General features: G+C 71.4%; 18 protein-coding genes. 5 read left to right on the plus strand and 13 right to left on the minus strand.

All coding sequences use genetic code 11. The annotated features are described in order from the left end of the window. Nucleotides 1-45: 45 nt before the first annotated feature. The 5 genes from cimA to ureA form a co-directional block, all read right to left on the minus strand. A complete protein-coding gene (gene cimA / locus OHA89_RS12180; RefSeq protein WP_257554014.1) occupies nucleotides 46-1,674 on the minus strand; it encodes a citramalate synthase in 1,629 nt (542 codons plus the stop codon). 336 nt (nucleotides 1,675-2,010) lie between these two features. Continuing rightward, entirely contained in the window at nucleotides 2,011-2,649 is a 639-nt protein-coding gene (locus OHA89_RS12185) for a TetR/AcrR family transcriptional regulator (RefSeq protein WP_266614780.1), read from the minus strand. 37 nt (nucleotides 2,650-2,686) lie between these two features. Further along, nucleotides 2,687-3,724, minus strand: coding sequence for an agmatine/peptidylarginine deiminase (locus OHA89_RS12190; RefSeq protein WP_266614782.1), 1,038 nt, complete (start codon nucleotides 3,722-3,724; stop codon nucleotides 2,687-2,689). Nucleotides 3,725-3,736: 12 nt separating this feature from the next. After that, nucleotides 3,737-5,470 (minus strand): urease subunit alpha, encoded by a 1,734-nt coding sequence (locus OHA89_RS12195; RefSeq protein WP_266614783.1) that lies wholly within the window; start codon nucleotides 5,468-5,470, stop codon nucleotides 3,737-3,739. Then, nucleotides 5,467-6,177 carry an urease subunit gamma gene (gene ureA / locus OHA89_RS12200; protein ID WP_406366145.1) on the minus strand — a complete coding sequence of 237 codons (711 nt, stop codon included), beginning with the start codon at nucleotides 6,175-6,177 and terminating at the stop codon, nucleotides 5,467-5,469. The genes OHA89_RS12195 and ureA overlap by 4 nt, the downstream gene beginning before the upstream one ends. Before the next feature lie 157 nt (nucleotides 6,178-6,334). Here ureA and OHA89_RS12205 point away from each other — a divergent pair, with 157 nt between their 5' ends. Beyond that, nucleotides 6,335-7,756 (plus strand): cytosine permease, encoded by a 1,422-nt coding sequence (locus OHA89_RS12205; RefSeq protein WP_266614787.1) that lies wholly within the window; start codon nucleotides 6,335-6,337, stop codon nucleotides 7,754-7,756. Nucleotides 7,757-7,830: 74 nt separating this feature from the next. On the opposite strand, the gene OHA89_RS12210 is transcribed toward OHA89_RS12205, so the two are convergent. The 4 genes from OHA89_RS12210 to OHA89_RS12225 form a co-directional block, all read right to left on the minus strand. Beyond that, nucleotides 7,831-8,916 (minus strand): branched-chain amino acid aminotransferase, encoded by a 1,086-nt coding sequence (locus OHA89_RS12210; RefSeq protein WP_257554020.1) that lies wholly within the window; start codon nucleotides 8,914-8,916, stop codon nucleotides 7,831-7,833. Nucleotides 8,917-9,142: 226 nt separating this feature from the next. Then, nucleotides 9,143-10,183: a 3-isopropylmalate dehydrogenase gene (locus tag OHA89_RS12215; protein WP_266614790.1), complete on the minus strand. Its 1,041-nt coding sequence runs from the start codon at nucleotides 10,181-10,183 to the stop codon at nucleotides 9,143-9,145. A gap of 95 nt (nucleotides 10,184-10,278) precedes the next feature. After that, nucleotides 10,279-10,410 (minus strand): hypothetical protein, encoded by a 132-nt coding sequence (locus OHA89_RS12220; protein ID WP_257554021.1) that lies wholly within the window; start codon nucleotides 10,408-10,410, stop codon nucleotides 10,279-10,281. 260 nt (nucleotides 10,411-10,670) lie between these two features. Beyond that, complete coding sequence (locus OHA89_RS12225; RefSeq protein ID WP_266614792.1) at nucleotides 10,671-11,555, minus strand: LysR family transcriptional regulator; 885 nt, start codon at nucleotides 11,553-11,555, stop codon at nucleotides 10,671-10,673. A gap of 99 nt (nucleotides 11,556-11,654) precedes the next feature. Between OHA89_RS12225 and OHA89_RS12230 the strand changes: the two genes are divergently transcribed. After that, on the plus strand, nucleotides 11,655-12,668 hold the full coding sequence (locus OHA89_RS12230; protein WP_266614794.1) for an NADP-dependent oxidoreductase: 1,014 nt from the start codon (nucleotides 11,655-11,657) through the stop codon (nucleotides 12,666-12,668). A 119-nt stretch (nucleotides 12,669-12,787) separates the two neighbouring features. After that, complete coding sequence (locus tag OHA89_RS12235; protein ID WP_406366146.1) at nucleotides 12,788-14,818, plus strand: phosphocholine-specific phospholipase C; 2,031 nt, start codon at nucleotides 12,788-12,790, stop codon at nucleotides 14,816-14,818. Here OHA89_RS12235 and OHA89_RS12240 read toward each other — a convergent pair whose 3' ends face one another. Both OHA89_RS12240 and OHA89_RS12245 read right to left on the minus strand, forming a co-directional pair. Continuing rightward, nucleotides 14,819-15,361 carry a GNAT family N-acetyltransferase gene (locus OHA89_RS12240; RefSeq protein WP_406366148.1) on the minus strand — a complete coding sequence of 181 codons (543 nt, stop codon included), beginning with the start codon at nucleotides 15,359-15,361 and terminating at the stop codon, nucleotides 14,819-14,821. After that, the gene (locus OHA89_RS12245) at nucleotides 15,358-15,876 is read right to left on the minus strand and encodes an SMI1/KNR4 family protein (protein ID WP_406366149.1); all 519 of its coding nucleotides are present in this window, start codon (nucleotides 15,874-15,876) and stop codon (nucleotides 15,358-15,360) included. Before OHA89_RS12245 ends, OHA89_RS12240 begins: the two co-directional genes overlap by 4 nt. Before the next feature lie 109 nt (nucleotides 15,877-15,985). Here OHA89_RS12245 and OHA89_RS12250 point away from each other — a divergent pair, with 109 nt between their 5' ends. Continuing rightward, nucleotides 15,986-16,687 carry a nitroreductase family protein gene (locus OHA89_RS12250; protein WP_406366150.1) on the plus strand — a complete coding sequence of 234 codons (702 nt, stop codon included), beginning with the start codon at nucleotides 15,986-15,988 and terminating at the stop codon, nucleotides 16,685-16,687. Between the two features lie 77 nt (nucleotides 16,688-16,764). Here the strand turns inward: OHA89_RS12250 and pruA are convergent, their stop codons facing one another. Beyond that, on the minus strand, nucleotides 16,765-18,396 hold the full coding sequence (pruA, locus tag OHA89_RS12255) for an L-glutamate gamma-semialdehyde dehydrogenase (protein ID WP_257554028.1): 1,632 nt from the start codon (nucleotides 18,394-18,396) through the stop codon (nucleotides 16,765-16,767). A gap of 31 nt (nucleotides 18,397-18,427) precedes the next feature. Continuing rightward, nucleotides 18,428-19,354, minus strand: coding sequence for a proline dehydrogenase family protein (locus OHA89_RS12260; protein ID WP_215149828.1), 927 nt, complete (start codon nucleotides 19,352-19,354; stop codon nucleotides 18,428-18,430). 160 nt (nucleotides 19,355-19,514) lie between these two features. Between OHA89_RS12260 and OHA89_RS12265 the strand changes: the two genes are divergently transcribed. After that, nucleotides 19,515-20,702 carry a CdaR family transcriptional regulator gene (locus tag OHA89_RS12265; RefSeq protein WP_266614803.1) on the plus strand — a complete coding sequence of 396 codons (1,188 nt, stop codon included), beginning with the start codon at nucleotides 19,515-19,517 and terminating at the stop codon, nucleotides 20,700-20,702. The last annotated feature ends 44 nt before the right edge of the window (nucleotides 20,703-20,746 follow it).

Raw genomic sequence — 20,746 nt, forward strand, 5'->3', positions numbered from 1 at the left:
TGTGTGAGCAGGACATAAGCCCCGGTCCGGGCCCTGACCAGGGGACTACTCGGCCGGTTCCACGCCCGCGTGCAGGAGGCCGTACGTGAAGGCGTCCTCCAGGGCCTGCCAGGACGCGGCGATCACGTTCTGGGCCACGCCGACCGTGGACCACTCCCGGACGCCGTCCGTCGTGGCGATCAGCACGCGGGTCGTGGACTCCGTGCCGTGCGTGCCCTCCAGGATGCGGACCTTGTAGTCGACGAGCTCGAATTTCGCGAGCTGCGGGTAGAACCGCTCCAGGGCCACCCTTAGGGCCCGGTCCAGCGCGTTGACCGGGCCGTTGCCCTCGGCCGTCGCGACGATCCGCTCGCCCTTGGCCCTCAGCTTGACCGTGGCCTCGTTGGCGTGGGTGCCGTCCGGACGGTCCTCGACGATCGCCCGCCAGGACTCGATGCGGAAGTACTTGCGGGCCCGGCCCTCGGCCTCGGCGCGCAGCAGCAGCTCGAAGGAGGCGTCGGCGGCCTCGTACGTGTAGCCCTTGAGCTCCCGCTCCTTGACCCGCTCCACGACCCGGGAGATCAGCGCGCGGTCCCCGCCCAGCTCGACGCCGAGCTCCTTGCCCTTGAGCTCGATCGAGGCGCGGCCGGCCATGTCGGAGACCAGCATCCGCATGGTGTTGCCGACCCGCTCGGGGTCGATGTGCTGGTAGAGGTCCGGGTCGACCTTGATGGCCGAAGCGTGCAGGCCCGCCTTGTGCGCGAAGGCGGAGACTCCCACGTACGGCTGGTGCGTGGACGGCGTGAGGTTGACGACCTCGGCGATGGCGTGCGAGATCCGGGTCATCTCGGCGAGGGCGCCCTCGGGGAGCACCTTGCGGCCGTACTTGATCTCCAGGGCGGCCACGACGGGGAAGAGGTTCGCGTTGCCGACGCGCTCGCCGTAGCCGTTGGCCGTGCACTGCACGTGGGTGGCGCCCGCGTCCACGGCGGCGAGGGTGTTGGCGACGGCGCAGCCGGTGTCGTCCTGGGCGTGGATGCCCAGGCGGGCGCCGGTGTCGGCGAGGACGGTCGCGACGGTCGCGGTGATCTGGGCGGGCAGCATTCCGCCGTTGGTGTCGCAGAGGATGACGACGTCGGCGCCGGCCTCGTGGGCGGCGCGTACGACGGACTTCGCGTACTCGGGGTTGGCCCGGTAACCGTCGAAGAAGTGCTCGCAGTCGACGAAGACGCGGCGGCCCTGGGCCACCAGGTGGGAGACCGTGTCCCGGACCATCTCGAGGTTCTCGTCCAGGGTGGTGCGCAGGGCGAGTTCGACGTGGCGGTCGTGGGACTTGGCGACGAGTGTGATCACCGGGGCGCCGGACTCCAGCAGGGCCCGCACCTGCGGGTCGGTGGCGGCCGCGCCTCCCGCCCGGCGGGTCGCGCCGAAGGCGACCAGTTGGGCGTTCTTGAAGTCGATCTCGGCGCGGGCGCGGGCGAAGAACTCGGTGTCGCGGGGGTTGGCGCCGGGCCAGCCGCCCTCGATGAAGCCCACCCCGAAGTCGTCCAGGTGCCGGGCGATCGTGAGCTTGTCGGCGACCGTGAGGTTGATGCCTTCGCGCTGGGCGCCGTCGCGCAGCGTGGTGTCGAAGACATGGAAGCTGTCGTCCAGGTCCCCTGAGCGCACAGTTGCCGCCTCTGGTGTCGTCGTCATGCTGATCTGACTCCTGTCGGATGAGTGGTTCCGGATGCCCGGGGGTCCACTGCCCCCATCATCGCGCGCGGTCCGGCCCCGGCAGGGATGGGCCGGGAAACGAAAAAACCCCTCGCGGGTAGCGAGAGGTCTGCGCGCGGGTCCGAGGCACGGTGGCCGCTTCCGCGAAGTTCTTCCGCGGTTCAGCGGCCACTGGGGACCGGCGCGCTGCTGGCGATAATCATGAGCTGAGCAGGCACACCCGCAGCTTGCCATATCACCTGCGGCCCGCGGACACGTATCTCAGCATGCGGGCAGCGGTCGGGCGGACGGCTGCCGCCCGGGCCGGCGCCGGGCTCAGGTCTGTGCCCGGGGCGTCTCCCACGGGGAGAGGGTCTCCGTCAGGAACTCGCGTACGTGGTCCAGGATCGCCTCCCGGTCCAGCGAGGGCAGGCCCACCGCCAGCTGGATGCTGAACCCGTCGAGCAGGGCCCGGATGCGGGCCGCCACGCGGTCGGGGTCCACCGGGCGGAACTCGCCGCGCGAGATGCCCTCCGCGAGCAGCGCCACCAGATCGCGGTGCCAGGCGCCCTCGATGGCGGCCTGGCGGTCGCGTTCCTGGGGGCCGGCGTTCTGTGAGCGGTTCCAGACCTCCAGCCACAGCGTCCAGTGCGGGTCGCGGGGCTGCGTGGGCACGTAGAGGTCGACGTACGCCCGCAGGCGCTCGCTCACCGGGCCGCGGCGGGAGAGGAGCGCCCGCCGCTCGGTGCCCAGTTCCGCCTCGCTCCACTCCAGGGTCTGCAGCAGGAGCTCGTCCTTGCTGCGGAAGTAGTAGAGGAGGTGGCCGCTGCTCATGCCGACCTCACGGCCCAGACCGGCCATGGTCAGGCCTTCCAGGCCGCGTTCGGCGATCGTGGCCATGGCGGCGACGAGTACGTCCTCGCGCGGGGGCGCGTTCTTGCGTGCCGCCCGTACCGGTACTGCACCCGCCGCCATGGCCCACTCCTCGTCGCTCCGTTGCCGGTCCCGGTCCTCAGACCTTCGGCTGCTGCTGGGTGATGCAGTGGATTCCGCCACCCCCGGCGAAAATCGTACGTGCGTCAACGAGTGTCACGGTCCGCTCGGGGAACAGTCCGCGGAAGATCTCGGCGGCCTCCTCGTCGCGCGGGTCGTCGAAGGAGCACAGCACGACACCGCCGTTGCACAGGTAGTGGTTGATGTAGGAGTAGTCCACCCACTCCCCGTCCTCCTCCAGCACGGTCGGCGCCGGGATCTCCACGACCTCCAGCTGCCGGCCCTGCGCGTCGGTGGACGCCCGCAGGATGGCGGCGATGGTCTTGCAGCGCTCGTGGTCCGGGTGGGCCGGGTCGGGCTGGGTGTGCACCATGACCACGCCGGGGCGGGCGAAGGCGGCGACGATGTCCACGTGGCCCTGGGTGCCGTAGGTGCCGTAGTCACCGGCCAGGCCGTACGGGAGCCAGATCGCCTTGGTGGTGCCGAGGTGGGCGTGGATCTCGGCCTCGACCTGCTGGCGGGACCAGCCGGGGTTGCGGTCCTCGCCGAGCTGCACGGTGTCGGTGAGGAGCACGGTGCCCTCGCCGTCGACGTGGATGGCGCCGCCCTCGTTGACGAGCGGGGTGCTGTACGTACGGGTGCCGACCACGTCCGAGACGTGCCGGGCGATCTTCGAGTCGTGCTCCCAGCGGGCCCATTCCTGGGCGCCCCAGCCGTTGAAGGTCCAGTCGACGGCCGCGAGCTCGCCGGCGTCGTTGGTGACGAAGGTCGGGCCGATGTCGCGCATCCAGGCGTCGTCGAGCTCGCGCTCCACCAGCTGGACGTCGTCACCCACGATGGCGCGGGCGCTCTCGGCGTCGCCGGGCGAGACGACGAGCGTCACGGGCTCGTACGTACGCACCGCGCGGGCCACGGCGCCCCAGGCCTCGCGGGCCTCGGCGAGCTCCTGCCCGTTGGTGAAGGTGGGGTTGGGGCTGGGCCAGGCCATCCAGGTGCGCTCGTGGGGGGTCCACTCGGCGGGCATCCGGAAACCGTCGTTCACGGGCTGTGCAGTCATGGCAGGGGGTCCTTACAAGAAGTACAGGCGGTTCAGGGAGACCGATTCGGCGGCTTCGGAGCGCAGCGGTTCCCCGTCGAGGGAGACGAGGCCGCTGCGCGCGTCCACATCGACCGCGCCCACCCGGGAGTTGAGGAGCAGGTCCTTGGGGCCGATGCCGCGGGTCCCGCGGACGGCGACCCGGCGTCGGCGGGTCGGCATCTCGTCGCTCCCGAGGGCGGCCGCTGCGGCCGAGACGAAGGCGACGGAGATGTCGGCGGCGGTGGCCCCGTAGGAGCCGAACTGCGGGCCGAGGACCAGCGGTTCGCAGGTGTCGGTGGCGGCGTTCGGGTCGCCGGTGACCCCGTACGCCGGGAAGCCGGACTTGAGGACCAGCTGCGGCTTGGCGCCGAAGAACTGGGGGCGCCACAGCACGATGTCGGCGAGTTTGCCGACCTCGATGGAGCCGATCTCGTGGGCCAGGCCGTGGGCGATGGCGGGGTTGATGGTCAGCTTGGCCATGTAGCGCAGGACGCGGGCGTTGTCGTCGCCCTCGCCGTCGCCGGCCAGCGGGCCCAGCTCGCCCTTCATCTTGGCGGCCATGGCGAAGGTGCGGCGGATGGTCTCGCCCGCGCGGCCCATGCCCTGGGCGTCGGAGGAGGTGATGCCGATCGCGCCGAGGTCGTGCAGGACGTCCTCGGCCCCCATGGTGCCCGCGCGGATCCGGTCGCGGGCCATGGCGGCGTCGCCGGGGAGATCCGGCTTGAGGTCGTGGACGGAGACGATCATGCCGTAGTGCTCGGCGACCGCGTCCCGGCCGAAGGGCAGGGTGGGGTTGGTCGAGGAGCCGATGACGTTCGGCACGCCCGCCATCTTGAGCACGTTGGGGACGTGTCCGCCGCCGCAGCCCTCGATGTGGAAGGCGTGGATGGTCCGGCCGTCCAGGACGCGCAGGGTGTCCTCGACGGAGAGGCACTCGTTGAGGCCGTCGCTGTGCAGGGCGACCTGTACGTCGTACTCCTCGGCGACCCGCAGGGCGGTGTCCAGGGCGCGGGTGTGCGCGCCCATGTCCTCGTGGACCTTGAAGCCGGAGGCGCCGCCTTCGGCGAGTGCCTCGACGAGCGGGGCGGCGTCCGAGGAGGAGCCGCGGGCGAGGAAGCCGATGTTGACGGGCCAGGCGTCGAAGGCGTTGAAGGCGTGCTTCAGCGCCCACGGGGAGTTGACGCCGACGCCCCAGACCGGGCCGAACTCCTGGCCGATGATCGTGGTGACGCCCGCGGCGAGCGAGGCCTCCATGATGCGCGGGGAGAGCAGGTGGACGTGGGTGTCCACGGCTCCGGCGGTGGCGATCAGGCCTTCGCCGGAGACGATCGACGTACCCGTGCCGACGACCACGTCGACCCCGTCGAGGGTGTCCGGGTTGCCGGCCCGGCCGATGGCGTGGATGCGGCCCTCGCGGATGCCGACGGAGACCTTGCGGATGCCGAGGACGGCGTCGATCACCAGGACGTTGCTGATGACGACGTCGCAGGTCTCGCGGACGGCGGCGGCCTTCAGGTGCAGGCCGTCGCGGGCGGTCTTGCCGAAGCCGGCCAGGAACTCGTCCCCGGGCTTCTGTGCGTCGGACTCCACCCGGACGGTGAGCCCGGAGTCGCCGAGCCGCACCCGGTCCCCGGCCCGGGGGCCGAAGACGGAGGCGTACTCGTGCGGGTCGATGTGGCGGCTGCCCGGCGCGCAGTGATCGCTGTGGGGGGTCTTCTTGCTCACGCCTGGTCTCCGTCCGCGTGGTCGGTACCGACGCCGAGATAGCCGCAGGCGGCGGCCCGGCGCAGGGCCTCTTCCTTGGCTCCGGGGGCGTCGAGGGGGCCGTCGACCAGGCCCGCGAAGCCGATCGCGACGCGGTCGCCGCCGATCGGGACGAGTCCGACCTCGCCCTCGCCGTGCGGGTCGAACCGTACGGACGAGCCCGCCGGTACGCACAATCGCATCCCGTAGGCCGCGGCGCGGTCGAAGTCGAGGCGCGGGTTGGCCTCGAAGAAGTGGAAGTGGGAGGTGACGCTCACCGGCACGGCGGCGGTGTTGCGCACGCGCAGGTGCAGCACCGGCTCGGGCTGGGGGACGCCGGGGCCGGGGACGACCGCCCCGGGGGCGTCGTCGCCGAGCGGCACCGCGCCCTGGATGGGCGACGAGACCACCGCGAGCCGGGATCCGTCGTCGAAGACGGCCTCCACGTGCACCTCGGTGACCACGTCGGCCACGCCCGGCAGGACGTCTCCGGGGCCCAGCACGGTGCGGGCCTCCTCGATGGCCTCCGCGAGCCGTTTGCCGTCGCGCGCGGCCTCGCAGACGGTGTCCGCGATCAGCGCGGTGGCCTCCGGGACGTTGAGCTTCAGGCCCCGGGCCCGTCGGGCCCTGGCCAGTTCCGCAGCGCTGCGGAGCAGCAGCCGGTCGCGCTCCGTAGGGGTCAGCCGCACGCCGATCCACCACCTCTTGAGTCGATGGGTTAGAGCATCACTCTAACTCTCCATTTCGTTGCAGGGAATCATTGACCTGAGAGCAGGCCTTGAGTCACATTGAGTGTCGCTCAAACAAATGCGCAACCATCCCCCGCCCTGCCAAGGGAGTCCCCCCATGCCCATCGAACAGCGCGGAGTCGACACCATCCCCGAGGAGGAGCGGACGAGCGGTCCCCGTGACCTGATCTCGATCCTGCTCGGATCCAACCTCTGCCTCGGCGTGATCGTGTTCGGCTGGCTCCCCCCGTCCTTCGGACTGGGCCTGTGGCCCTCCGTCACCGCCATCGTGACCGGCACCGTGGTCGGCATCGCCTTCACCGCGCCGCTGGCACTGGTCTCCCTGCGGACCGCCACCAACCTCTCCACCTCCAGCGGAGCCCAGTTCGGTGTCCGCGGCCGCCTCGTCGGCTCGGTCGTCGGGCTGCTGCTGTCGCTGGGCTACACCGCGCTCACCCTGTGGATCGGCGGCGACGTGATGGTCGGCGTGCTCTCGCGGCTCACCGGGCTGCCGGACACCGGCGTCTCGCGGGCCGTGATGTACGGCGTACTGGCCGTCTGTACCGTCGTCGCGGCCGTCTTCGGCTACCGGCTGCTGCTCCGCATGAGCAAGATCCTGTCCTTCGGCATGGTGATCCTGCTGGCCATCGGCATCTTCGCGTACGCCCCGGACTTCACCGCCGCCGCGCCGGCGGACACCGAGTACCTGCTGGGCTCCTTCTGGCCGACCTGGCTGCTCGCGGCCGTCGCCGCCGGCCTGAGCGGCCCCGTCGCCTTCATCACCCTGCTCGGCGACTACACCCGCTACATCTCCCCCCGCAAGCACAGCTCCCGCAAGGTCTTCTGGGCCACCGGCTTCGGCCTGCTGATCGGCCTGCTGATACCGCAGCTCTTCGGCACCTACACCGCGCTCGCCGCCCGGGCCGGCGCCGAATACGCCGGGCCGCTGGTCGAGGCCGCGCCGTTCTGGTACCTGGTCCCGCTGCTCGCCGCGGCCGCCGCCGGTTCGGTGGGCAACGCCGGGCTGATGCTCTACTCCATGGGCCTCGACCTCGACGCGATCGTCCCCAAGGCCACGCGCACCACGGCCACCGTGATCGCCGCGGCCGTCGCCACCGCCTTCGTCTTCGTCGGCTCCTTCGAGTGGGACGTGCAGGCGGCGATGACCTCCTTCGTGCTGCTGCTGACCGCGATCGGCACCCCCTGGGCCGTGATCACCCTGATCGGCCACGTGCGCTGCAAGGGGCGGTACGACGCCGACGCCCTCCAGGTCTTCAACCGCCGCTCGGTGGGCGGGGTCTACTGGTACCGCGGCGGCTGGAACGTGGCCGCCACCGCCTCCTGGGCCATCGGCGCGGGTGTCGGCCTGCTCGCCGTGGCCACCCCGTTCTACGAGGGCCCGCTGCTCGCCCTGACCGGCGGCGTGGACTGCTCCTTCGTCCTGTCCGGCCTGGCCGGCGGGCTCGTCTACACGGCCCTGACCGCGCGCACCTCCCCGGCGGCCGTTCCGGCCGAGGAGCCGGAGCCGGTGGCCGCCTGAGTCCCTCCGTACGCACGCAGGCCCGCGCCCGGGAGATCCGGGGCGCGGGCCTGCGTGCGTACGGGTGCGGGCGACTAGCCCAGCGGGTGCATCCAGCCGTGGGTGTCGGCGGCGTGGCCGGTCTGGAGCTCCAGGAGCGCCTTGCGCAGCCGCATGGTGACCTGGCCGGGCTCGCCGTCGCCCTGGGTCCAGTTGGCGCGCTCGGACTTCACCGAGCCGACCGGGGTGATGACGGCGGCGGTGCCGCAGGCGAACACCTCGGTGAGGGTGCCGTTCGCGTTGTCGCGCTGCCAGTCCTCGGTGGTGATCCGGCCCTCTTCGGCGGTGTAGCCGAGGTCGCGGGCGATCGTGAGGAGGGAGTCGCGGGTGATGCCGGGAAGGAGCGAGCCGGTGAGCTCCGGGGTGACGATGCGGTCGCCGTACACGAAGTACAGGTTCATCCCGCCCATCTCCTCGATCCAGCGGTGCTCGACGGCGTCGAGCCAGACCACCTGGTCGCAGCCGTGCGAGGCCGCCTGGGCCTGCGCGACCAGCGAGGCCGCGTAGTTGCCGCCGGTCTTCGCCGCGCCGGTGCCGCCCTTGACCGCGCGGACGTAGTCCTCGGAGAGCCAGACAGAGACGGGCTTGACCCCACCGGGGAAGTACGCGCCGGCGGGCGAGGCGATGACGATGAAGAGGAACTCGTTCGCCGGACGGACACCGAGGCCGACCTCGGAGGCGAACATGAACGGCCGCAGGTACAGGGAGGCCTCGCCGGAGTCCGGCACCCAGGCGCGGTCCTGCTGGATGAGGGCGTCGCAGGCCTCGATGAACAGCTCGGCCGGCAGCTCCGGCATGGCCATGCGGCGGGCCGAGGACTGGAAGCGCTCGGCGTTGGCCAGCGGGCGGAAGGTGGCGACGGTGCCGTCGGGCTGGCGGTAGGCCTTGAGGCCCTCGAAGATCGTCTGCGCGTAGTGCAGCGTCATGTTCGCCGGGTCGATCGCCAGGGGCGCGTACGGGACCAGCTCGGCGTCGTGCCAGCCGCGGCCCTCGGTCCACTTGATCGTCACCATGTGGTCGGTGAAGTGGCGGCCGAAGCCGGGGCTGGCCAGGATCGCCTCGCGCTCCGCGTCGGACAGCGGGTTCGAGGAGGGCTTGAGCTCGATCGTGGGCGTCGTCATGAGTGCTTGTCCTTCACCGGTTGTGTATGGCGGACCGCGCTCACGGCGTACTAGGACGTCCGAGCTTCCCCGCATTCCGCGGCCTCGCGTTCGATTATCGCGCGCACGAGGGCTTCGGAGAAGCGGGGGTAGCGGCCCAGGGGAGATGGTGGCACCCGGGGCCGCACAGGAAAAGCCGCCGGGTCCCCTATATGACCCGACGGCTTCCTGAAGTGGTGCTGCCGGGTCAGCCGGCTACGCGCGCGGCCAGGGCGTCACCGATCGCGTCGGTGGAGCGGAAGGTGTCGTCGCGCTCCGCGAGATCGGCGGAGACCGCGTCCTCGATGCGGACGGCCTGGGCCTCGTAGCCCAGGTGGCGCAGCAGGAGGGCGACCGAGAGGATCGTCGCGGTCGGGTCGGCCTTGCCGGTGCCGGCGATGTCCGGGGCCGAGCCGTGGACGGGCTCGAACATGGACGGGAAGGCGCCGGTCGGGTTGATGTTCCCGGAGGCGGCCAGGCCGATTCCGCCGGTCACGGCGGCGGCCAGGTCGGTGAGGATGTCACCGAAGAGGTTGTCCGTGACGATGACGTCGAAGCGCTCGGGCTGGGTGACGAAGAAGATCGTCGCGGCGTCGACGTGCAGGTAGTCGGTGGTCACCTCGGGGTACTCCTGGCCGACCTTGTCGAAGATGTTCTTCCACAGGTGGCCGGCGTACACGAGGACGTTGTTCTTGTGGACCAGCGTCAGCTTCTTGCGGGGGCGGGCGTTGGCACGCTCGTAGGCGTCACGGACCACGCGCTCCACGCCATACGCGGTGTTGAGGCTGACCTCGGTGGCCACCTCGGCGGGGGTGCCGGTGCGCAGCGAGCCGCCGTTGCCGGTGTACGGGCCCTCGGTGCCCTCGCGGACCACGACGAAGTCGATCTCCGGACGGCCGGCGAGCGGGGTGGCCGTGTTGGGGAAGAGCTTCGAGGGGCGCAGGTTGATGAAGTGGTCGAAGGCGAAGCGGAGCTTCAGCAGCAGGCCGCGCTCCAGTACGCCGGACGGGACCGAGGGGTCGCCGATGGCGCCGAGCAGGATCGCGTCGTGGTGCTTGAGGGCTTCGAGCTCCGCGTCCGGGAGGGTCTCACCGGTGCGGTGCCAGCGCTGGGCGCCGAGGTCGTATTCCTTGGTCTCCAGCTTCACATCCTGGGGCAGGACCGCGGTAAGGACCTTGAGGCCCTGAGCCACGACTTCCTGGCCGATGCCATCACCGGGGATCACTGCGAGATTGATGCTGGTCGACATGACGGAACCGTACTCCCTGTCCCAGCCCTCAGACATATTGCGTCCGCCATGTGGACGCGAGCCGCAATATGTCCGATGAGCGGGTGACTCGGTGGTCAGTGGCCGGTCGACCCGCCGTTGTCACGGCGGTCGAGGGCCCGCTGGAGCGCGGCGGCGGCGTTCCGGCGGTCGGCGTCGGCCGTGGAGGAGTGGCGGACGCGGCGGGCTGCGGCGGTGGTGGGGGTCATGTGGATCGACTCCTTGAGATCACGGCGTGGCGAAGCCACGGATGAGGGGTTCCTTCAAGGCGCCGGAAGAGGCGGGGAGCGGTGCGCCGCAGGGGTTGCCTGCCAGGGGCGCGCGCTCTCGACCGCCATTCGCCGGATCGGCGAGACGTTCGGCTTCTACAAAGCTAGGGCAGGTCCGGCTGTATGTCTCCGCAATTACTCGGACTTCCTACTATCTGAGACGCCGAGCCCCTCGGAAGACCCCCTTCCGAGGGTCCGATTCAGCCCTTCGCCGAGCGAAGTTCCCTGATCAGAGCACGTACGGCGAGAGTGGCGGCGGATTCCGGCGTGGTGACGTATCCCACCTGCCTCACCGGCCTCCGCGGCCCCAGATCGGTGATCTGCACCGCCTCGCCGGCCTCGCGGAGCGACAGCTCCGGCAGGATCGCCATGCCGAGCCCGCGGCCGACCATCGTCAGCACCATCCCGTCGTCCTCCGCTTTGACGGTGGCCGGCGGGATCCAGTCCTGCTCCCGCCACCAGGCCCGGGTGTAGGAGCCGCAGTTCTCGTCCCAGTCCAGCAGGGGCAGCGCCTTCGGGTCCGGGTGCCCGGCCGGGTGGACCAGCGCGTACGCCTCCTCGGCGAGCACCCCGGTCAGCAGGCCGGCCGGCGCCTCGTCCGACCCGCCCAGCGTGGCGATCCCCAGGTCGGCGCGGCCCGCGGCCACCTCCCCGGCCGTGCCCGCGCCGAGTTCGCGCACCACCCGGACCTCGGGGCGGATCCCCGGGTGCCGGGCCGTGAGCCGCTCCAGGGCGGGCGGCAGCAGGTGCAGGGCCGCGCTGCGGAACGCGGCGATCCGGAGCACGCCCGCAAGGGTGTCACCCGCCGCCCCGGCCCGGCCCGCGCCGCGCACCTCCGCGCCCATGACCTCGTACAGCCGCAGGATCCGGCGCGCGTGGCCGACGGCCCGCTCCCCCGCCGGGGTGGGCGAGGCCCCGGTCCGCCCGCGCTCGAAGAGCACCGCGCCGATCTTGGCCTCACTGCCTCGCACCGAGTGCGATACGGCCGACTGGGTGAGGCCGAGCGCAGCGGCCGCGGCGGAGAACCCGCCGGACTCGGCGACGGCGACCAGGACCCGCAGTTCCTGCGGGAGGAGCTCGGACACCGGCCCCCACCTCGTTCCATGAGCGTCATTCATGCATGTGCGGCTTCCATGAGCGCAACCCCCTGCCCGGCCGGGAGATTCCTTCCTAGCGTCTGGGCCATGACCACGAACACCGCTTACGCCGTCCACCAGATCGCCCGTCCCACCGGCTTCCCCACCGCCGCCGATTTCACCTACGCCGCGCACCCCGTCCCGGAACCGGGGCCCGGGACCGCCCTGGTGGAGAACCTCCTGCTCTCGGTGGACCCGTACCACCGCGGGCTGATGGACGGCGGCGAGGGCGGCTTCGAGCTGAACGCCCCGCTGGAGGGCCGCTCGGTCGGCCGCGTGATCGCCTCCCGCGACCCCGGACTGGCCGAGGGTGACCTGGTCTTCCACCGCGAGGGATGGCGCACCCACGCCCTCGTCACCCTCGGGGTGGCCGGAACCCGCAAGCTGCGGGGCCACGCGGGGGTCCCGCTGGAGGCGTACCTGTCCGTCCTCGGCGGCACCGGCCTCACCGCGTACGCCGCCCTGACCCGGACCGCGGTCCTGCGGGAGGGCGAGGACCTCTTCGTCTCCGCCGCGGCGGGCGGGGTCGGCACCGCCACCGGCCACATCGCCCGGCTGCTCGGCGCCCGCCGGATCATCGGCAGCGCGGGCTCGGCGGCCAAGGTCCGCCACCTCACCGAGAACCTCGGTTTCGACGCGGCCTTCGACTACCACGACGGCCCGGTCGGCGAGCAGCTCGCGAAGGCGGCGCCCGACGGGATCGACGTCTACGTGGACAACGTGGGCGGCGACCACCTGGAGGGTGCCATCGACGTGCTGCGCGAGTACGGGCGGATCGCCTGGGTCGGCGCCATCTCGATGTACAACGGCGACCGCTCCCCCGCCGCGCCCCGCAACCTCTTCGAGGTCGTACACAAATCGCTGCGCCTGGAAGGCGTATTGGTTCGGAATCACACCAATCTGCAGGACGAGCTGGAGGACTTCCTGGTCCCCCATCTGCGCAGTGGCCGGATCGGTACCGATACCACCGTTGTGCAGGGATTTGACCGCACGGTGGAGGCTTTTCTGGGCATGTTCCGCGGGGACAATCTGGGCAAGATGCTCGTCCGCCTCAACAGCTGAATCCAGCCACCCGGATGTTCACCGACTTCTTACCGCACGGATGTAGACCTTTGGCGCGAGGCCCGTCACTCTTGCCGTCAATGTGCCAGCGGGGCACTGGAGTTGGAGGCGAGCAGTCAGTGACACCGATCAGCCGCAGAGGGTTCGTGGGAATCGGCGCCGGGCTGATGGCAGGCGCCACCCTGCCCGCCATCGCGCCGACGACAGCTGCCGCGGCCGCCGCGACCGGCACGATCACCGATGTGAAGCACGTGGTGATCCTGATGCAGGAGAACCGCAGTTTCGACCACTACTTCGGAAAGCTGAAGGGTGTCCGCGGCTTCGGCGACCGCGCCGCCGGAAACATCCCGGGCGGCTGGGGCATGTTCAACCAGCCGAACTGGGGCGGCCGCCAGTACCCGTGGAAGCTGAGCGCGACCCCGCCCGCGGGCGGGGTCGACGGCGAGACGCTGGCCCAGTGCAACGGCGACCTCCCGCACAGCTGGACCTCGCAGCACGCCGCCTGGAACAAGGGCCGGATGGACAACTTCGTCACCGGCGTCGGCAACACCCGCACCCTCGGCTACCTGGACCGGGGCGACATCCCCTTCCACTACGGACTCGCCGACAACTACACCATCTGCGACGCCTACTTCTGCTCCACGCTCAGCGCGACCGGCCCGAACCGCACCTTCCTGTGGAGCGGCAAGATCGACGCCTCCAGCAAGGACGGCGGCGACGAGTCCGGGCTGACCTGGGAGACGTACGCGGAAGCCCTCCAGCGCGCCGGCATGAGCTGGAAGGTCTACCAGAACGCCCAGGACAACTACGGCGACAACGGTCTGGCCTACTTCAAGAAGTTCACGGACGCGGCCCCCGGCAACCCGCTGTACGACCGCGGCATGTCGTCCGTCCCGCGCGTCACCGGCTCCACCCCGGACGACATCGCGGCCGCCATCCGCGCCGACGTCGTCGCCGGCACCCTCCCCCAGGTCTCCTGGGTCGTGGCGAACGAGGCCTTCTCCGAGCACCCGTACGCCCCGCCGGGCGACGGCGCGCACTTCGTCGACCTCGTCTACCGGGCGCTCGCCGCCAACCCGGAGGTCTTCGACTCGACCGTCCTCTTCCTCAACTACGACGAGAACGACGGCTTCTTCGACCACGTCCCGCCGCCGGTCGCTCCGCCCGGCACGCCGGGCGAGTACCTCGACGGCACCCCGATCGGCCTCGGCTTCCGCGTCCCGATGATCGTGATGTCCCCGTGGACGCGGGGCGGCTGGGTGAGCTCGGAGGTCTTCGACCACACCTCGGTGCTGCGGTTCATGGAGAAGTGGACGGCCTCCCTCGGGACCCCCGCCACCTGTCCGAACATCAGCGCCTGGCGCCGCAAGGTGACCGGCGACCTGACCGGCGTCTTCGACTTCGCGCACCCGGTCTACGGGGTCCCCGCGGGCCTGCCGTCCACCGCCGAGGTGATCGGCCAGTCGACCTGCGGCCCGCTCCCCAACCCGGTGCCGCAGGACAACGCCCTGCCGGCGCAGGAGGCCGGGACCCGCCCGGCGCGGGCGCTTCCGTACCAGGTCAACGGCAACCTGGACCGCCTGGAGTTCGGCGCGGCCGGCAAGATCCTGGCCTGGTTCTCGATGACCAACCAGGGCGCGGAGGCGAAGCAGGCGGCGCACTTCTCGATCCACCCGCACCAGTACCGGGACACGGCCGCCTGGCAGTACACGGTGGACCCGGGCGGCACCGGCAGCGACTACTTCAACATCGGCCTCGGCCACGGCTCGGGCAAGTACGACATCTCGATGTACGGCCCGAACCGCTTCCTGCGCCGCTTCCTCGGCGACGCCACGAAGCCGGGCAAGGACCTGGAGGTGGCGGCGCGCTTCGCGGTCGATCCGGGCACGGGCAAGACGGCGGTCTACTTCAAGATGACCAACGCCTCCGCCGCCGCGGTCACCTTCACGATCCGCTCCAACGCCTACCGCACGGACGGCCCGTGGACGTACACGGTTCCGGCGAACTCCTCGCGCGAGGACTACTTCAACGCGGTGGCGTACAGCAACGGCTGGTACGACTTCACGATCCTGGCCGGCTCCGACGGCACCTGGTCCCGCCGCTACACGGGCCACATCGAGTCGGGGGCGGCAAGCATCTCGGGGTCGTAGCTACAGGACGTCCCCGTCCCGCCAGTCGAAGTCGAGCCGCCCGCCGGGGTCCAGCCGGACCCCGCCGGGCGGCACCCACACGTACGTGGACCCCTCCTCCTCGGTGAGGCGTACCGGCCCGTCCGGCGACAGCGCCCCGACCCGGCCCGGCCACACCGACCAGCCACGGCCGAGGTAGAGCCCGGCCCCCTCCTCCGACGCCGACAGCGCGCCCAGCACGTAGGCCCGCCCGATGACGCGCTCCAGCTCCGCCATGACCTGCCCGCCGAGGCCCCGCCGCCGCGAGCCGGCCCGTACGGCGACGGCCTCCACGTACCCGGTCCGCAGGGCCCGCCCACCGTGCACGACCCGGCGCTGCACCACACTGCCGTGCGCGACGAGCACGCCGCCCGCGTCCCGGACCAGCACGTGCATCCCGCCGAGCGCGTGCTCGAAGTCCTCCTCGCCGAAGTCCCCCTCGAAGGCCTCGTCCAGCAGGGCCCGCACCTCGCGGAGCTCGTCGCCGGTCAGCCCGGCGGTGTGTGCGACGCGCACGCCCGTCACTTCTCCAGCCAATCGGTGTACCAGGTGCGGAAGTCCGGGCTCTCGGCCACGCAGGTCCCGAAGTCCTGGTCCAGGTACCAGACCTGACCGGCCAGCGGCCCGTTGAGGATCAGCCTCGTATACGTGCCGCACCCCTGTTCGGCGAGCACGAGGGTGCCCAGGGTCAGCGCCTCGCGCTCGTCGAACCGCCGGTTCTCGTCGAACGTACGGGGTTCCCGGATCGGGCAGGGCGCGGCCAGCCGGCCCGGGCGCCGGTCGTCCTCCCACTCCCCGTCCACCGCCCAGTCGTCGTCGGCCTCCGGGCGCGGGGTGACCAGGGGCATCAGCCCGCCATGGGGGCCCGCTGGGCCGTCGCCGACCGTCGTGACGAACGTCCGGTACTCCTCGGGCAGCCGGATGCCGTGCTCCACCTCGAAGGCCCGGACCTCCGCCTCCGGAAGCGACGCGGCCAGCTCGTACCGGAGGACCTTCGCGTGCAGCCGCGCCCGTACGGCGTCCGCATCCCAGTCGCTCATCCCGCGACCGTACCAAGGACCGCATTGCGGACACCGGACGCCGTCCACCGGCCGGAATCGGCCGACGCGGCCCTGGCGGTCTGGACCATTGCCTCGGCAGACTCGCCCCATGTCGCCTCAGACCCAGCAGTGGACCCCGATCCACGGCCTGCCGTACCGTCCCGCCCCCTACCGGCCCGAGCGGATGCCGGGCGAGGAATCCCTCGCGCGGGCCGCCGAGTTGCGGGCGCGGATGGACGAGCGGCGGACCGTGCGCAGCTTCTCCCCCGACCCCGTGCCCGAGCAGGTGGTCCGGGACGCCATCGCGTGCGCCGCGACCGCCCCATCCGGGGCGCACCAGCAGCCCTGGACCTTCGTCCTCGTCAAGGACCCGGCGGTGCGGCGGCAGATCCGCGACGCCGCCGAGCAGGAGGAGGTGCTCTCGTACGACGGCCGGCTCGGCGACGAGTGGCTCGCGGCCCTGCGCCCCCTCGGCACGGACGCCGTGAAGACCCACCTGACGGACGCCCCGGCCCTGATCGTGGTCTTCCAGCAGCGCTACTGGCTCGGCCCGGACAGCACGAAGCGCAAGCACTACTACGTCGACGAGTCGGTCGGCATCGCGGTCGGCATGCTGCTCTCCGCCCTCCACCTGTCGGGCCTGGCGGCCCTGATCCACACGCCGAGCCCGATGCGCTTCCTCTCCCACGTCCTGGACCGCCCCGAGAACGAGAAGGCCTTCGCGGTCATCCCGGTCGGCTACCCGGCGGACGACTGCGAGGTCCCCGACCTGGTCCGCAAGTCCCTGGACCAGGTGATCGTCGAGGTCTGACCGGGCCGCGAACTGGAACCGCCCCCGCTCCGGACTTGGGGGTACCGGAGCGGGGGCGGGGTTCAGCGGGGCAGGGATCAGCCCATGTGGGGGTAGCCGTACTCGGTCGGCGCGACCAGGGTCTCCTTGATGGAGCGGGTCGACGTCCAGCGCTGCAGGTTGGTCGCCGCGCCGGCCTTGTCGTTCGTGCCCGAGGCACGGCCGCCGCCGAAGGGCTGCTGGCCGACGACGGCGCCGGTGGACTTGTCGTTGATGTAGAAGTTGCCCGCCGCGAAGCGGAGCTTCTCCATCGCGTCCGCCGCCGCGTAGCGGTCCGCCGCGATGATCGAGCCGGTCAGGGCGTACGCCGAGACGGACTCCATCTGCGCCAGCATCGCGTCGAAGTCGGCGTCCTCGTAGACGTGGATCGCCAGGATCGGACCGAAGTACTCGGTCGTGAAGACCTCGTTCTCCGGGTCGGTGCACGCGATGACGGTCGGGCGGACGAAGTAGCCCTCCGAGTCGTCGTACGTGCCGCCCGCGACGATCTCGCAGGTCGGGTCGGCGATGGCACGGTCGATCGCGGCCTTGTTCTTGGCGAAGGACCGCTCGTCGATGACGGCGCCGATGAAGTTGGTCAGGTCGCGGACGTCACCCATCGCGATGCCGTTGACCTCGGCCGCGAAGGCCTCCTTGAAGCCGTCGTTCCAGATCGAGGCCGGGACGTAGGCGCGCGAGGACGCCGAGCACTTCTGGCCCTGGAACTCGAAGGAGCCGCGGGTCAGCGCGGTCTTCAGGATCGCGCGGTCCGCGGACGGGTGCGCGACGACGAAGTCCTTGCCGCCGGTCTCGCCGACCAGCCGCGGGTAGGACTTGTACTTCTCGATGTTGTTGCCGACCGTCTTCCACAGGTACTGGAAGGTCTTGGTCGAGCCGGTGAAGTGGATGCCGGCCAGCTCGGGGTGGTTCAGGGCCACCTCGGACACGGCGATGCCGTCGCCCGTCACCAGGTTGATGACGCCCTTCGGCAGGCCGGCCTCCTCCAGGAGCTCCATCAGGAGGACCGCGGAGTGGGTCTGCGTCGGGGACGGCTTCCACAGGACCACGTTGCCCATCAGGGCGGGGGCGGTCGGCAGGTTGCCGGCGATGGCCGTGAAGTTGAACGGCGTGATCGCATAGACGAAGCCCTCGAGCGGGCGGTGGTCGCTGCGGTTCCACACGCCGGCGGAGTTCGCGACCGGCTGCTCGGCCAGGATCTGGCGGGCGAAGTGGACGTTGAAGCGCCAGAAGTCGACGAGCTCGCACGGGGTGTCGATCTCGGCCTGCTGGGCGGTCTTCGACTGGCCCAGCATGGTCGAGGCGGCGAGCTTCTCGCGCCACGGGCCGGACAGCAGCTCCGCGGCGCGCAGGATGATCGCGGCGCGGTCGTCGAAGGACATCGAGCGCCAGGCCGGGGCGGCGGCGAGGGCGGCGTCGACGGCCTCCTGCGCGTCGGCCTGGGTGGCGTTGGCGTAGGTGCCGAGCACCGACTTGTGGTCGTGCGGCTGGACCACGTCGAAACGCTCGCCGCCGCCCATCCGCTTGACGCCGTTGATCGTCATCGGGAGGTCGATCGGGTTCTCGGACAGCTGCTTGAGCTGCACTTCGAGCCGCGCGCGCTCCGGGGTTCCGGGGGCGTACGAGTGGACCGGCTCGTTGACCGGAGCGGGGACCTGGGTCACAGCATCCATGGGGCTGGTAACTCCTTGACCTAGTTCTTGGCTAGTTCTTGGTGATCATCGAGCGGAGGAAGAACAGCAGGTTGGCCGGCTTCTCCGCGAGGCGGCGCATGAAGTAGCCGTACCAGTCGGTCCCGTACGCGGTGTAGACCCGCATCCGGTGGCCCTCGGCGGCCAGCCGCAGGTGCTCTTCGCTGCGGATGCCGTACAGCATCTGGAACTCGTACTCGTCCAGTTTGCGCCCGGCCTGGCGGGCGAGCTCCTGGCCGATGGCGATGAGCCGCGGGTCGTGGGACCCGATCATCGGGTAGCCCTCGCCGTCCATCAGGATCTTCATGATCCGGACGTACGCCTTGTCGATCTCGGCCTTGTCCTGGTACGCGACCTCGGCGGGCTCCTTGTAGGCGCCCTTCACGATCCGGACGCGGCTGCCGGAGTCGGCCAGCCGGCGGGCGTCGGCCTCCGTGCGGAAGAGGTAGGCCTGGATGACGCAGCCGGTCTGCGGGAAGTCCCGGCGCAGCTCCTCGTGGATGGCGAACATCGAGTCGAGGGTGGTGTGGTCCTCGGCGTCCAGCGTCACGGTGGTGCCGATGGCGGCGGCGGCCTCGACCACTGGGCGGACGTTGGCCAGCGCGAGCTCGTGGCCGCCTTCCAGCGCCTGGCCGAACATCGACAGCTTGACCGACATCTCGACGGTCTCGCCGAGGCCGAGCTCCGCGAGGCGCTCGATGAGCTGGAGGTAGGCGTCCCGCGCGGCGTGCGACTGCGCCACCTCGGTGATGTCCTCGCCGACGACGTCGAGGGTGACCTCCAGGCCGCTGCGCGTGAGGTCCTCGACGATCGGGATCACCTGGTCGACCGTCTCACCGGGGATGAACCGGTTCACCACGGGCTTGGTCACCGGGGCGGCAGAGACGATACGACGCATCTTGTCGCTGCGCGAAGCGGCGAGGATCACGGGACCCAGCACGGGGGCACCTCCAACGGGTGGCGGAAGAAAAGCGCAAGTAAAACCACCGTGAAACCTAAGGATCGGTTTGATCCTCTGCCATCGACAGCTGTCACGCATCCGTGGCCCGGATCTCATACATCTGTCTGAAGAGCGGGCGCGCGGGTGGGAGAATGTCTGGGTGAAGGGCGATTACCAGGACCTGGTGGACGAGATCTCGGCGCTGCTCGGCGCCCCGGCGACGCTGGAGAACCGGGACTTCCGCCTCATCGCCTTCGGCGCGCACGACAGCGACGACGACGCGGCGATGGACCCGGTACGGACCCGCTCGATCCTGACCCGGCAGTCGACGGCGGCCGTCCGGTCCTGGTTCGAGGGCTTCGGCATCGCCCGCGCCACCGGGCCGGTGCACATCCCGGCGGCGCCCGAGGCCGGGGTCTTCCGGGGGCGGATCTGCCTGCCGGTGCGGTGCCGGGGCATCGTGCAGGGCTACGTGTGGCTCCTCGACCAGGATCCCGGCCCGGGTCCGGCGGAGCTGGCCGCGGCCATGGAGGTGGCCCAGCGCATCGGGGTCCTGCTCGACGAGGAGGCGAAGGCGGGGGCCGACCTGTCGCGGGAGTTCCTGGCGGTGCTCACGGCCGGACGGGGCTGGCAGCAGGACATGGCGGTGGCCGCGCTGCGGGTCGCCCTGGGCCCGGCCGCGGAAGGGCTGCACGCGGCGGTGTGCGTGGCGCCGTGGTCCGGGGAGGCTCCGGCTTCGGTGCCGGGCGCGGCGGCGGTGTGCGTCGTACCGCGGCCGGGCCACGAGGGCGGGGCCGGCGGAGGCCTGGCGCTGGCGGTCCTGCTCCGGCTGCGCTCGACGGACGCGCTGGCTCCGGCCCTGACGGCAGTGGCCCGGCTGCTGCCGCGTTCGGCGGGTACGGGGGGCACGGCGGGCACTGCGGGTACGCCCGGCGCGGTGACCGCCGGGGTCGCCGAACCCGTCCGGGTCCTGTCGGAGTTGCCCGCCGCCTGGGCGCAGGCCGTCGCCGCGGCCCGGGCGGCCGCCGCGCAGCCCCGGTTCGGCCCCGTCGCCCGCTGGTCGGCGATCGGCCCGTACCGGCTGCTGGCGGCCCTGGCCGCCGACCCGGTGGACGACCCGGCGACGCGCGCCCTGCTGGGCCCGGCCCACCGCGAACTCGCCCGTACGGCAGAGGTGTTCCTGGACTGCGCCGGCCAGGCTGGCCGCGCGGCGGCGGCCCTGGGCATCCACCGGCAGACGCTGTACTACCGCCTCGCCAGGGTGGAGCAGCTGACCGGCCTCGACCTGGACGAGGGCGAGGACCGGCTGTTGCTGCACATGGCCCTCAAGGCCGCCCGCCTGGCCTGAGGTTCCCCTCCCCCCGAGGTCCCTAAGGGGATTCCCCGATGTCC

Origin of the sequence: Streptomyces sp. NBC_01546 (assembly GCF_045208355.1) — a bacterium.
GTDB lineage: Bacteria > Actinomycetota > Actinomycetes > Streptomycetales > Streptomycetaceae > Streptomyces.